The sequence below is a fragment of the Vibrio lamellibrachiae genome (assembly GCF_050337265.1).
In the GTDB taxonomy this organism is placed as follows: domain Bacteria; phylum Pseudomonadota; class Gammaproteobacteria; order Enterobacterales; family Vibrionaceae; genus Vibrio; species Vibrio kyushuensis.
On the sequence record NZ_JAKJSU010000020.1, the window covers coordinates 28,878 to 42,350 of the forward strand.

Annotated in this window: 12 protein-coding genes; 4 read left to right on the forward strand and 8 right to left on the reverse strand. The window is 43.9% G+C overall.

The genetic code is table 11. The features are described from left to right. Positions 1–33 precede the first annotated feature (33 nt). From L4C54_RS23320 to xsc, 4 genes are all read right to left on the reverse strand, one after another. The gene (locus L4C54_RS23320; RefSeq protein ID WP_428809990.1) at positions 34–1,494 is read right to left on the reverse strand and encodes an NAD(P)/FAD-dependent oxidoreductase; all 1,461 of its coding nucleotides are present in this window, start codon (positions 1,492–1,494) and stop codon (positions 34–36) included. Positions 1,495–1,533: 39 nt separating this feature from the next. Beyond that, positions 1,534–1,953: a nuclear transport factor 2 family protein gene (locus tag L4C54_RS23325; RefSeq protein ID WP_428809991.1), complete on the reverse strand. Its 420-nt coding sequence runs from the start codon at positions 1,951–1,953 to the stop codon at positions 1,534–1,536. A gap of 171 nt (positions 1,954–2,124) precedes the next feature. After that, the gene (locus L4C54_RS23330; protein ID WP_428809992.1) at positions 2,125–3,159 is read right to left on the reverse strand and encodes a YeiH family protein; all 1,035 of its coding nucleotides are present in this window, start codon (positions 3,157–3,159) and stop codon (positions 2,125–2,127) included. A gap of 78 nt (positions 3,160–3,237) precedes the next feature. Continuing rightward, on the reverse strand, positions 3,238–5,049 hold the full coding sequence (gene xsc / locus L4C54_RS23335; RefSeq protein WP_428809993.1) for a sulfoacetaldehyde acetyltransferase: 1,812 nt from the start codon (positions 5,047–5,049) through the stop codon (positions 3,238–3,240). 347 nt (positions 5,050–5,396) lie between these two features. Here xsc and L4C54_RS23340 point away from each other — a divergent pair, with 347 nt between their 5' ends. Then, positions 5,397–6,392, forward strand: coding sequence for an AAA family ATPase (locus L4C54_RS23340; RefSeq protein WP_428809994.1), 996 nt, complete (start codon positions 5,397–5,399; stop codon positions 6,390–6,392). Then, positions 6,389–8,170, forward strand: a complete 1,782-nt coding sequence (locus tag L4C54_RS23345) for a cobaltochelatase CobT-related protein (RefSeq protein ID WP_428809995.1) — start codon at positions 6,389–6,391, stop codon at positions 8,168–8,170. Before L4C54_RS23340 ends, L4C54_RS23345 begins: the two co-directional genes overlap by 4 nt. A gap of 72 nt (positions 8,171–8,242) precedes the next feature. On the opposite strand, the gene L4C54_RS23350 is transcribed toward L4C54_RS23345, so the two are convergent. Beyond that, positions 8,243–9,049, reverse strand: coding sequence for an IclR family transcriptional regulator (locus tag L4C54_RS23350; protein ID WP_428810017.1), 807 nt, complete (start codon positions 9,047–9,049; stop codon positions 8,243–8,245). Positions 9,050–9,242: 193 nt separating this feature from the next. Between L4C54_RS23350 and pta the strand changes: the two genes are divergently transcribed. Then, entirely contained in the window at positions 9,243–10,247 is a 1,005-nt protein-coding gene (pta, locus tag L4C54_RS23355) for a phosphate acetyltransferase (RefSeq protein ID WP_428809996.1), read from the forward strand. Between the two features lie 130 nt (positions 10,248–10,377). Here pta and L4C54_RS23360 read toward each other — a convergent pair whose 3' ends face one another. The 3 genes from L4C54_RS23360 to L4C54_RS23370 all read right to left on the reverse strand — a co-directional run bounded on the left by L4C54_RS23360 (position 10,378) and on the right by L4C54_RS23370 (position 12,537). Beyond that, positions 10,378–10,992, reverse strand: a complete 615-nt coding sequence (locus L4C54_RS23360) for a DUF6198 family protein (protein ID WP_428809997.1) — start codon at positions 10,990–10,992, stop codon at positions 10,378–10,380. Positions 10,993–11,151: 159 nt separating this feature from the next. After that, positions 11,152–11,856, reverse strand: a complete 705-nt coding sequence (locus L4C54_RS23365; protein ID WP_428809998.1) for a type 1 glutamine amidotransferase — start codon at positions 11,854–11,856, stop codon at positions 11,152–11,154. A 201-nt stretch (positions 11,857–12,057) separates the two neighbouring features. Next, positions 12,058–12,537 carry an aminoacyl-tRNA deacylase gene (locus L4C54_RS23370; RefSeq protein ID WP_428809999.1) on the reverse strand — a complete coding sequence of 160 codons (480 nt, stop codon included), beginning with the start codon at positions 12,535–12,537 and terminating at the stop codon, positions 12,058–12,060. 219 nt (positions 12,538–12,756) lie between these two features. Between L4C54_RS23370 and L4C54_RS23375 the strand changes: the two genes are divergently transcribed. After that, positions 12,757–13,329 carry a flavodoxin family protein gene (locus L4C54_RS23375; RefSeq protein WP_428810000.1) on the forward strand — a complete coding sequence of 191 codons (573 nt, stop codon included), beginning with the start codon at positions 12,757–12,759 and terminating at the stop codon, positions 13,327–13,329. The last annotated feature ends 144 nt before the right edge of the window (positions 13,330–13,473 follow it).

Below are 13,473 nucleotides of genomic sequence, written 5' to 3' on the forward strand. Positions count from 1 at the left end.
CTTTTCTTTGTTCATTGTCGGCACCTTTCGTGCCTACAAAACTTCATCCTGCAAGTGATACCATCGATATAAGAACTGCTGACCGAGGCGTCTAAAAGGTGCAAATGTTTCTGACTCCACTACTTCCCGAATGTTAGGGAACGGCAGTTTCGACTGGAATATGGGAAGGTCTAAATCTCGACCTTGTCCTGCTATCCATTGTGCTAAACGTTTTCCGGCCTGAGCTGAATACATCACCCCATTGCCACCATAGCCAAGCGCATAGTAGATACTTTCTGATGGGTTTGGCTGTGTGATCCTTGGCATCATGTCGTGGCTGACATCAACCCAGCCCCACCATGAATAATCAATCTCGATGCCGGTCAGTGCCGGAAACTTGCGTTCTAAATCCAACTTAAGCATCTGTGCGTATTTATGATTAGGCGCATCTTTACCTGTAATGGCGCTACGTGTGCCAATCTGTAAACGGTTATCAGGCAGCAAGCGATAGTAGTGACGCAATACTCGGGTATCGGTAATAATTTGATTGGTTTTAAATCGACAAGCTGTGATCTCAGCTTGCGTCAACGGTCTTGTCACCATTGAGTTCGATAAAATTGGTAACAATCGATTTTTTGTCTGTTTATGTAGACCTTGAGAGGTATATCCTCCCGTCGCCACACCAACAGCACGAGCGCGAACGATGCCGCCAGGGGTTTGAATATGGTGGACACCATTAATGGTTTTCCAACCAATAACCGGACTTGATGGATGAACGGTCGCGCCCAGCGCTCTGGCCTTCTTCAAGTAACCAAACGCTAATTTACCAGCGTGAATACCAATTCCTTCAGGCTCATGCATCGCACCTGCAGCTTCTTTGTCATCAACAAACTGACTCTTTAACGTCTCTGAATCGAGTATCTGCGCATCGTAATTAAAGACCTTTCTTAGAAGCTTCGCTTCTTTATCTAAAGTAGGCATCATTTTTTCACGATGCGCGACATACAGGTGACCACCAAATTGAGGATCGCAATCAATGTCTTTAATTAGGCCTTTAAACGTTGCCATTCCATCAAGGCACTCTTGATGCATTTTAATCGCTGTCTCTTCCCCCCAACGTTCAATCCATTGAGAACGTTTCAAACGCCCTGATGCGCATTGAGCTTGACCACCATTACGAGTACTGCAACCCCAGCTAACGCGGTTCGCCTCAAGCACAGTGGCTTTGATGCCATGATTTTCAGCAAGGTGAATTGCCGTGGTCAATCCCGTATAGCCAGAGCCAATGATCACTACATCGACATCTACATCACCAACAATAGGGCCATCATCAGGTGGTGGTTCTCCAGCGGTGCCAAGCCAATAGGTAGGCGCATAATCTCTGCCTTGACCTGGCGTGTTATCTACGAGCGGGTCATAACGAGCGTCATATTTATGCGATGCCTGAGTTGCCGTTTTCTCAACCTTTACTTCTGGTACGTCGGCTAAAACAGCTTCGTTCACTATAGAATTCATATCCAATTTCCTTGTATCTAAGTACGTTTGTTGGATTACTTAAGAATTAGATTGGAAAATGGCTGGGCGGTCTTTACGAAAGGCGTTCTTAACTTGGATTTTTCCATCTGACAAAGTGAAGACATCCACCATTCTAGCTTCAATTTTACTTCCGTCAGGCTTAGTCGCACAGAAGGTAGACTCACTAACAGCACGGTCGCCAGATACAAAGTGCTCGCCGTCAAGCCATGCTGCATCAGGGAAGTTTTTCCACACTTGTTGAAAGCTTTCGCGCACTGCCTCTCTGCCAGAGAATGTGTTGCCTTGGATATCAGGACCTGCAGCTGTATGAAAGATGCAGTCATCAGTAACAAAGGTCATTAGGGCGTCGATATCATGACTATTCCATGCGGAACTGAACGCTTGTAAGAATTCGACACTGACTTGATCTTGTATTGCGATTTTAGTTTGAACATTCATTGAATCTTTCCTTGTTGTTACAGAATTGCTACAAAAATGTTATCGAGAGATAATTTATTAACGTTGGCTAATTCTGTCAATATGAAATCTCACTATATGAGACGTTATGTCTTATTAAATTCAATCTGGAAGTATTTTGTTACACTCAGCGTTTTTGGGTTTATTTATTCACTAGTAAAAGCGTGCCATATAGACGACTAACAGCATGTAGCCTGCTATAAAAACAGCGTTACCAAAGAACAAAATGACAGGTTTCCAGCCCAATTTAGACAGTTTTTGGAATGAGGTTTTTATGCCTAAGGCAGAGATAGAGATCACCAAGCACCACTTTGAAAAATCAGAACTCAATGCCACGACTTGCGTCGGTATTAAGCTCAAACTGTTCAATCCAATTAAGCCAATGAATACGATCAAAAAACCGGGAACAAGGGGCTGCCTAGCCGTCTGTGTAGAAACACTCTCTTCGCGCCCTGCTCGGAAAAAGAACACGAGTAAGACAACCACAGGCATCAACATCGCAACACGAAACATCTTGGCAAGCGTCGCTGCATCTCCCACCTCTGGTGAAATCATAAAGCCTGCACCGACCACCTGGGCTACGTCATGAATCGACCCACCAAGGAACAGTCCAGCTTCCGAAGTCGTCAGCCCAGCAGTCGTTACGATTAGCGGGTATGCCACCATGGCGATGGTTGAGAATGTCGCCACTCCAATAGCAGTGAGCAACGTAAAGTGCTCATTTTCACTGTTTTGAGGCATTGTCGATGAGATAGCCATCGCAGCCGATATTCCACATATTCCCGTAGCTCCACCAGAAAGTAGGCCAAGCATAGGCGGTAGCTTCAAAATTCGAGCAAGCAGTAATCCAAAACTTATCGTTAGAACGACTGCACCTGCTAACGCTCCAATACCGACAGCACCTAAATCATTCACATCGCTGAAAGCAATTCTTACGCCCAGTAAAGCAACCCCTATGCGGACTAGCTTTTTAGCACACGCTTCTATTCCAGGGATGCACTTGGTGTTGTCTGACAAGAAGTGGAATGCAATGCCTATCAGCAGTGCATAAAGAAATTTAGGACCACCATACTGATCAGATACGAACGACGCGGCTGCTGCAATCACGCTACAAAGAAGAAAACCAGGCAATAAAAGACTGACTTTACTCGGGACGCTATTGTGCAGTTTTATGGCATTGGTATTCATATCAAGGCTCCGGTCCAAATAAAAATGGCCTGACTTTCGCCAGGCACTGGCTATAACTAAGCTCTGTTGAACCCGAAATTAAACGTAGTCTTTGTATTTATCTAAGAAACGAACAGGCGTTGAAAGTGCATCTCGACGGAACGGGTCACCCAACTCTTGAGTACACATGATTTCAAGGATGGTTGTTTTACCCTCGTTCATCTGCATATCAATCGCTTTGGTCAATGCAGGACCCACATCTTCCAATCTATCAACCGTTATCCCTTCTGCGCCCATGGCTCGTCCAATCTCAGCAAAGCTTTCATTATCTAGCTCACCAGCAACAAAACGGCGGTTATAAAAATCGACCTGATTTTTCTTTTCAGCGCCCCATTGACGGTTATGGAATACAACCGCTGTCACCGGAATGTTATGACGAACCGCTGTCATCGTTTCCATTAAGCTCATGCCCCACGCTCCATCACCCGCATAAGAAATTGCAGGGCGCTCTGGTGCAGCCGCTTTCGCGCCAATGATGGTTGGGAAAGCATAACCACAGTTACCAAAACTCATGGCGGCAAAGAAGCTTCGTGGTTTTTCGAAACGCAGGTAGCTGTTCGCAACTGAGTTAATGTTGCCGATATCGGTCGATACCATGACATCTTTTGGCATTGCTTTTTCTAGCTCACGCAACACCTGACGAGGGTGTAAGTATTCACCGCCAGAGAAAGGCTTTTCAGTCGCGTTTTGATCAATCATGTCCAAGCTGAAAGCATCACGTTCATGCGTCCACTCATCGAGCTCTTTTTCCCAAGCCGCCTTCTCTTCTGCGACTTTTTCACCACGCTCCAATTTGGTCGCGTCACTTAGCAGGGTTCTGCCTTCAAGGCGTTGAGTTAATGCAATGGCTGCTGCTTTCGCATCTCCACAAATACCGACAGAGATTTTTTTAACCAAACCCAGCATCTTATTGTCAGCATCGATTTGAATGATTTTTGCTTTTGTCGGCCAGTAATCCATACCGTGTTGCGGAAGAGTACCAAATGGACCTAAACGAGAGCCTAGCGCTACCACAACGTCAGCTTGCGACATCAGCTTCATTGCCGCTTTTGAACCTTGATAGCCAAGTGGACCACACCATAAAGGGTGACTTGCAGGGAACGAATCGTTATGTAAGTAGCTGTTTACTACTGGTGCGCCAAGGCGTTCGGCTAGTGCTTTACACTCTTCGACAGCGCCTGACATAACGACACCGCCACCGGAAATAATGACTGGGAATTTAGCGTTCGCCAAAATATCAGCCGCTTCATTTAAGCTTTTCTCGCCACCAGGGCCACGATCTAATCGTGCTGGTTTTGGAATTTCGGTGACCGTTTCACCATAGAAATAGTCACGAGGAATATTGAGCTGTGTTGGACCCATTTCGCTCATTGCGCGATCAAAACAGCGACCCGTGTATTCAGCCATTCGAGATGGGTGTGTTACATGCCCTTGGTATTTAGTGAACTCTTGGAACATCGGTAATTGGTTACACTCTTGGAATCCGCCGAGCCCCATTGTTGTTGTACCGGTTTCAGGCGTAACGATAACAACAGGGCTATGCGCCCAAAATGCAGCAGCAATAGCGGTAACACAGTTACTGATACCAGGACCGTTCTGACCAATAACAACACCGTGATTCCCTGAAACTCGAGCGTAGCCGTCAGCCATATGAGCAGCACCTTGCTCGTGAACAACAGGGACAAGTCGAATGCCTGCAGGGGCGAAAATGTCCATTGCATCCATAAAAGCTGAGCCCATGATGCCAAACATCGTATTCACATCATTCGCGACCATTGTTTCAACAAAGGCTTCTGATGGAGTCATTTTTGTTGGTCCTTCAACCACTGATCTTGCGTTTTCTTCGCTCATTACGGCATCTCCATTGATACTAGTAGTAATAAATAACAGTTATTGGAACGTTTAGTTCCGCTATCGGAAATTAGATTTAACCCTAGACCTTGAAAATTAAACTGTCAACAAATAACCATAAATTGAAACAAATAATTCCAATAAATCACATATCGTTAACATTTTTTGATTTTAACGATGTTGATCGAACGGCGAATAGGAAAGAATGCTGTACATGGATAAAAATCAACCAAGTTTCATTAGCCATGGTTTATGAGAAGAGGCTGTTTACGAGGAGTCGCTTACAAGAGGTTATTTACCTGAATCTGGTTACGAGACATTGGTTGTGATAAGCAGAAGAGATAACAATGAAAGAGAAAATACCTAAAGCGATGCAGTCTGTTGAATCTCTGTTTGGCTTCCCAAGTTCAATGAAAGTACCTGTTTTTTCAAAAAGCTCTGACCTTTCAAGCGAGTTAGAGTACATTCCTGAAATAGACAGTGCTTACTGCTTTGACCCAGATGTAACACTGGCAATTCTAGCGGGGTTTACCCACAACCGAAGAACCATGGTGCAAGGTAGACACGGTACGGGTAAGTCCACTCATATCGAGCAAGTCGCGGCGAGGCTAAATTGGCCCTGTATTCGTGTCAATCTTGACGGTCACCTGAGCCGCCTTGATCTGATCGGTAAAGACACCATCGTGTTGAAAGAGGGAAAGCAAGTGACTCAGTTTCAACAAGGTATTTTGCCTTGGTCACTTCAAAGGCCCATCGCTTTGATCTTTGATGAGTACGATGCCGGCCGCCCTGATGTTATGTTTGTTATCCAGCAAATATTGGAACAAAACGGCAAGCTCACCCTATTAGATCAAAATAAAGTGATGACTCCCCACCCTTCCTTTCGCCTATTTGCTACCGCGAATACACTAGGTCTCGGCAATACATCCGACATGTACCATGGCACTCAAACACTCAACCATGCTCAAGTTGATCGTTGGAATATCGTCGCTTCTTTGAACTATCTAAAACCCATCGAAGAAGAGAAAATCGTTCTATCTCGCCTACCCAAGCTAAATACTGATAATGGTAGGAAGCAGGTGTCTTCGATGGTGGCACTCGCAAACCTGAGCCGAAATGGGTTTGAGGTGGGCGATCTTTCGACGTTGATGTCCCCAAGAACGGTTATCACATGGGCAGAGAATTGCGAAATATTCGGTAATACAGCGTTGGCATTTCGACTGTCATTTTTAAACAAATGCGATGAGGCCGAACGGCCAATCGTAGCCGAATACTATCAACGTTGTTTTGCTGAAGAACTCAATGAATCGTGGTTATTGAAAAGCGATGAGCCTGCGTTATGAGCGAGCAAGAAAATGTACAAAAAGAAAAGCAAATGCTTGAGCTCAATGCAGCGTCTGCCCGAGCAATGACAAATGATGCGTCACTACACTATCGTGGGAAACGGCTGCATCGACAAGATAAAGCGCTTCCCATACACGCTCCTCATCTTCAAGATTCTGTATCATTGCAAGATCAAGTTCAATTGCAAGCCCCTGCTCAATTAGGAGAAACACCCCAACAAACGGCGCTTACCCATCAACAACAATTCCCTTTTAAAAGGGCAATCAGTGATGCCATTGCATTAAAGTTAACATTCTCTGACCTTATTTTGCATAAAGGACTCACACCTAATAACGAGATAGAACGCCTTATATTCGAAATGCTGGAGCAATTTAGAGTCGAATGCCTTTCACCTGATTCACTACCCGGCATAAAGCTGAACTTAGAGAATCTATTTATCCACTGGTCGCAACAATATTGCTTAAGTGGATTGATTGAAACCCGGTTAGGTATCTTGCTTTATACCCTCGCGCAGATATGCCGTTCACGATTGACCGGAAATGCCGTCTTACCTGAAACAGAAGATTTGATTGAATCAACCCGTGCTGGTCTCGTTCCTATAATCGGGACAGCTTTAGCAGGGCTCAAAAAACAGAAGCACAGCCAGAAAGAGTTTGCATTCTACGCACTCGCACTAGCATTCACCGTGTCCGAACTCATTACTTCAGAAAGTACCGATAACATTATTGAAGGGCTCGATGACTCAGACGAGAAAATAAAACAGAGTTTTTCATTGCTGCTTAACTTTGACGAATCCGATGAGCAATCAATCGCTCAAGTTGCTACGGGTGAAAGTAAACTTCTCTCAGAGGTTGACTCAAACTACCGAATTTTCACCACTAATTATGACACCGAAGTCCATGCCTCCACTCTTGTCAGAGAGGCACTGCTTAAAGAATATAGAAAAACCTTAGACCAGAGCATCCAACATCAGGGAATTAATATTCGTAGAATCAGCAAGCTGCTTAAAGAGGCATTAGCAATAAAGAAACAAGATGGTTGGCAGTTTGGTTTAGAAGAAGGATACATCGATGGTCGTCGATTACCTCAGATCGTTAGCTCTCCTAACGAGCGTCGAATTTTTAAGCTCGATCGAGATGTAATCAAAACCGACAGCATCATTAGTTTTCTTATTGATTGCTCTGGTTCGATGAAACAGCATACGCATGCGGTGACAATGTTGATAGACATAATGACAAGAGCCGCAGACATGGCCAATGTTCCTACCGAAGTATTGGGTTTTACAACCAATGGCTGGAATGGCGGACGAACCTATAAAGAGTGGATGAAACAGAGACGCCCCAAGCACCCAGGCCGCCTTAATGAAGTTCGTCACATGATATTCAAAGATGCAGATACAAGCTGGCGGCGAGCTCGCACCAATATTACCGCGCTACTTAAAGCGGATTTATTTAAAGAAGGAATTGATGGCGAAGCAGTGCAGTGGGCTTGCCAACGTCTTTTAAAACGTGATGAAAAAAGGCGGGTTTTAATCGTCATTTCGGATGGTTGCCCTATGGATACCGCTACAAATTTATGTAACGACACCTTTTATTTAGACAACCACTTGAAAGAAACCGTGTCAGAGTATGAAAAGCAGAGGCAAGTAGAAATACTCGGGTTAGGGGTTGGGCTAGATCTCAGCCCTTATTATCGCCGTAATATTGCCGTCGATTTATCACAGTCGTTAGATAATCGGCTATTTTTCGATCTCATCAATTTGATACGTAACAGGTAACCGCTTTGTCTTTCTCTCTCAATATACTAGGGCTAGCATGGATGGATAAAGACAAAGCCTACTCTAACCAAATTAGCTGTTTTCTTCAGGCCAGCTTTCGGCTTCAATTCTTGCCATAGCTTGCGCTGCACGTTGTAGCGCCGGTAAAAAGTGCAGTGCTTGCTCTGGTTTTAGACGCATGATTGGCGCTTGAATCGCAAGGCTCAAATTCGATTGCCCAGAAGGGGCTGGTACTAATACCGCGACACAAAATAGCCCTGGTAAAAACTCTTCATTATCGATGGCATAACCCGCTAGCTTAACTCTCTCAATCTCTTCTTCTAGGCCATCCTGAGTGATGATGGTTTTTTCAGTGTATTGAGTTAATTCAGCGTGTGCCAACAGTCTATTTCGTTGAGACTTTGTCATTCCTGCTAAAAAGAGTTTACCCGTTGCAGAGCAATGAACAGGAACCCTAGAACCCGCTTGTAAACAAAAACGAAGCGGTGCCTGGGTTTCCACACGGTCGACATAGATAATCTCATTACCAGAGAGAGCGGTAATATTACAACTTTCACCCACCTCTTTAGAGAGTTGAGCAAGTACTGCATGACGCGCACTATGAGTGGTGTTGTTAAGTAAGATTCGCTCCGCTAGTCGGCGTAATCGAACCCCAGAGCTATAGTGTCTATTGTCGCCATCTCTTTGAATGATTCCTGATGATTCAAGCTGCTGAAGCATTCGATGCAACGTTGGCTTAGGTATGCCCGTTTCTTCTACCAAACTCTGTAGAGAGAAGAACTCATCCTTTTCAGCAATAACTTCTAAGAGAGAAAATAAACGTAAGGTTGGAGTGTCACCCTCTACACGTATTGGCTCTACATTGGTACTTGGATTCATGGTCATTGGCTATAAGGCTCCATGTCGTTATATAAGGTCAATAAAAACACTATCTTAAAATTCTTTTGCGTGTACTAGAGTATTGAACATAGAAGATGCTCACGCAACCTAGATCTCGATAAACGGAATAAAATGTATCATATTTTTCACATTGTGTTAATTTTATCGTTACAATAAATCACAAGTTTTTTGTATGAAAGCCATAAATCAAATTATAGAGAAAGCCAAAGCAGCGCCTGCTCGTATCGTTTTATGTGAAGCACATGATATTCGAATACTAACGGCTGCAGTCAAAGCAGCAAAGCATAATATCGCATCAATTATTCTCGTTGGTAATATACCTCAGATTAGTGACTTAGCTGCGCAGCATGCTTTAGACATAACATGCATACAGCTTATCGACCCAGACAAAAGTGAGCTCACACCCATCTTTGCTAAAGCCTTTTACGAGCTACGTAAGCATAAAGGCATATCGCTAGAGTCGGCGACAAAAGCGGTGGCAGAGCCCTTATGCTTCACAAATATGATGGTGCGTGAAGGCTACGCGGATGGTTGCGTCGCGGGAGCCGTGCATACAACTTCTGATGTGGTTAGAAACAGCATCCAAATCCTAGGGGTCGACCCAAACTATAAGCTAGTCTCAAGCTTCTTCTTGATGATGATGTGTGAGCCATTCCATACCCTTAAAGGTGGGCTTATTTTCTCTGATTGTGGCTTAGTGATCGATCCTAGCGCGGAAGAACTCGCAGACATTGCGCTTTCAGCCTCTCAAAGTGCTAAAGCATTGCTGATGCAAGATCCAAAAGTCGCCATGCTCTCTTTTTCGACCAATGGCAGTGCCAAGCATAAGTCTGTCGACAAAGTAGTAGAAGCGTCTCGACTGGTTAAGCAACAAGCACCAGATCTGGCTATAGATGATGATATTCAGTTAGATGCGGCCATTGTGGCTGATATAGCCAACTCGAAGCTGCCAAACTCGAAGGTGAAGGGCGAATCTAACGTACTTGTATTTCCGAACCTTGAAGCGGGAAATATCGGCTATAAGCTTGCTCAGAGATTGGGTGGCGCACTGGCCATTGGCCCATTACTACAAGGGTTAGCGAAACCGGCTAATGATCTTTCCAGAGGTTGTAGTGCGGATGACGCCTACCATGTTATTGCAGTTACAGTGGTGCAAGCTCAGGCTCTCAGTAACTAATTGTACTAATCGCTTCTAACACATCTAGAGGACTTTAAAGCCATAAAAAACCTGCCGAATTGACAGGTTTTAGGGGAAGTTTGAACAGTGCTCAACACTATTAATTAGGTGTTTAGCTATTGCTAAAAAACTAAGCGGTCGACTTGTTAACAATCGCTTGATAACGCCCCGGCTTGTGGTTCATTGCCAAAATAAGATTGGTAATTATTGCGCCAACAATCGAAAGCAGTATTAGTTCAACGTTCACGATGAACAACGACATAACAACGATAGTGCAATCGAGTCCCATTTGAACTTTACCCGCACGAATGCCAAAACGCTCTTGTAGGTAAAGGGCTAGAATATTAAACCCGCCTAGGCTCATCTTATGTCTAAAAATCACTAACATCCCCATACCAATCAATCCACCACCTAATAACGCGGCGTACAACGGTTGAATATGAGAAATCTGAATCACGTGATATAGATGATCGACAGCGAACGAGACAATACTTACGGCAATGAAAGTATTGATTGAGAAGCGCCAACCCATTCGAGTCACAGATAAAATATAAAAAGGGAGGTTTAAAAGAAAGAACACCTGGCCAAAGGAAAAGTCAGAGACTTTAGTAATGAAGATGGACAGTCCCGCTGTCCCGCCAGTAAGAAGCCCTACATGATTAAAAAATATCACACCAAGTGACACCAAAGCACTGCCTAAGATTAAGGCGAGTAGGTTTTCTCGAAGAGTATGGTCTTTATCCATGTTTGAATATCCTTATCACAATTTCAATGTATATCGTCCTTGAATAGCAGACCCGTTCTGGTATCAAGAAGCGCATAAGATGGCGATAAATATTCAAGATGTCGATAAACTAGTGTGTATTCGATGGAGATCAGGTGTTAACAAATCTATACAGTTCGGTTAACTACCCGCTGCTCTACTAGCGATCAACTCCCCTATCCATTGGCCAATAACTGGATTATCAGAAGGCCGTTCTGACAAGCTACGGTGAGCCTTATCTGCGACCGACACTGGAATCGTACTCTCTTGAAACAGACTCAGAAGGTCTTGTTCAAAATCGTTGCTAAATTCAGGGTGGAATTGACATGTGAATATATTTTGATCGTAGAGAAGCGCCGCATTTTTACAAAAGGAAGAGGTCAATAATACCTTGGCGTTCTTTGGTGCCTGTACAACCTGATCTTGGTGAAACGCAGGTAAAAATGAGGTTTGATGTTCGTCATTTTTCCACTGATATTCATGCAAGCCAACACCCCAACCACCAGCATACTGCTCGATGCTTCCCCCTAATGCCTTAGCGATGATTTGATGACCAAAACAGATGCCGATTAAACACTGTTTGTTTTGATTAAGCTCATTAATTAAAGCTTCTAATTTCAGCATCCATGGCAACTCTTCATTCGCACAATGGACAGAGCCAGTGATCACCCACGCGACCACCTCATCAAGTTTCTCGGGGAATTGTCCCCCTTTGACATCAAAATATTCAAACTTAGCCTGTGGCAGATAAGAACGAATCATATCCGCAGTCATATCCGCAAAGCTTTGGTATTTTTCTTTTAGAATTGTCGGCGTATCACCTGCGGCTAGTATTCCTATTTTCATTCTTATTCCCTATCAATATCACTAATACAATAGCCAGCCACTTCCGTTGAATGGCGATGCTGTTATCTAATAAATTGGAAGCGATGTCTGTGACCTAGATTGTAAGGAAAGAATAATTTTCAACTCTACTGGCTTTAAAAAGCACCTATGGAACCAATAACCATAGGTGCTTTGCATCAATTTAAACCTTGTGCAAAAACTTTAATGAAAAATCTGGCTACTGAACCGGAAGCACTTATTTTCAGCCATCAGATTTTTAAAGGATTCTTGATCCAGTTTTAGCAAAGTTTCATGGTGCCCCGCTTCAATATATACAGAGTCCAGCTGGGTAAGCGCTTCATCGCACACTGTAGACATGTGGTACGCATTGCCCACAGGAGAAACCGCTCCATTATCACAATCTTCAAACATTCGGTAAACCTGCTGTTCCTTCACCAAATGAAAGCTCGCATTTAACGCATCATTCATCTTCGATAAGCTAATTTTGTTGTTGGAAGGTAAAACGGCCATGACATGATGTCCTTCATGATCTTCTAGTACTACCCCTTTCGCCAAGTGCATTAAAGGAATACCTGCCGTCGAACCTGTATTTATCGAACTACGGCTGTGCTCATGATGGACAGTCTGGAAATCAATATCATGATCTGTCAAATATTGGTCGAACCGGGCTGCAATAGTCATACATCACTCCCTCTTTTTAAGACCCACCCTAAGTATAGAAACAGTTAGAGCCGACGAGCAAACTCTAAAGGAATTGCTATCTACCTTCTTCTTTTCGCACATTGGCGATAAAAATTTACACTTCGATTTTTGGTTTCAAAATTGTTGTTGACCTAAACCTAGATTGAGGTTTTAACCTTACTCTCTCAGCGTATTACAACTCATTGAAAGGAAATTATTTTGTCTAAGATCGCTATCATCTACTTCACTCAAACTGACATCACAGGCCAAATTGCTGAAGCTATAGCCTCAGGAATAGAACAACAAGGTAACGTAAAAATTTTATCTCACAGAATTCAAGGGAAAGAGATTGTCGAAGGCCGCTTCGTTAATCCAAGCCTAATGGAAAAGCTGGCCAGTTGTGACGCTATCATCTTCGGCTCTCCAACTTACATGGGAAGCGTAGCAGCACAATTTAAAGCGTTTGCCGACGCGAGCAGTGACTCTTGGTGTTACCAGAAATGGGCGGACAAAGTCGCAGCAGGATTTACCAGTGGCGGTGCACTAAACGGTGACCAATCTTGCACGCTTCAATACATCCAAACGTTAGCCAATCAGCACGGTATGATTTGGCTAGGATTAGATCAAATCACTAACTCAGGTGAACAAGGGTTAAACCGCTTAGGTACGCAAACGGGAGTGGTATCTCAAGGTAGTGATGGCATAGTGCATCTTTCCGATCTTGCTACAGCAGAGTACCTTGGAAAGCGAGTGGCCAAGCTAGTAAAAAAACTCAACCCTAAAGCTAGGTAAAAACTTTTCGTTGGCACTTTCTAGATCGAAAGAGCCCCGACGTTTGTTAGAAAAGCCTGAACTCATCACCCGTACTATCCTAAATAGACTTATATTTCCTAATGTCTCGCCCTCATTTCATGCTCAGCCGAGTCGATGAAATAG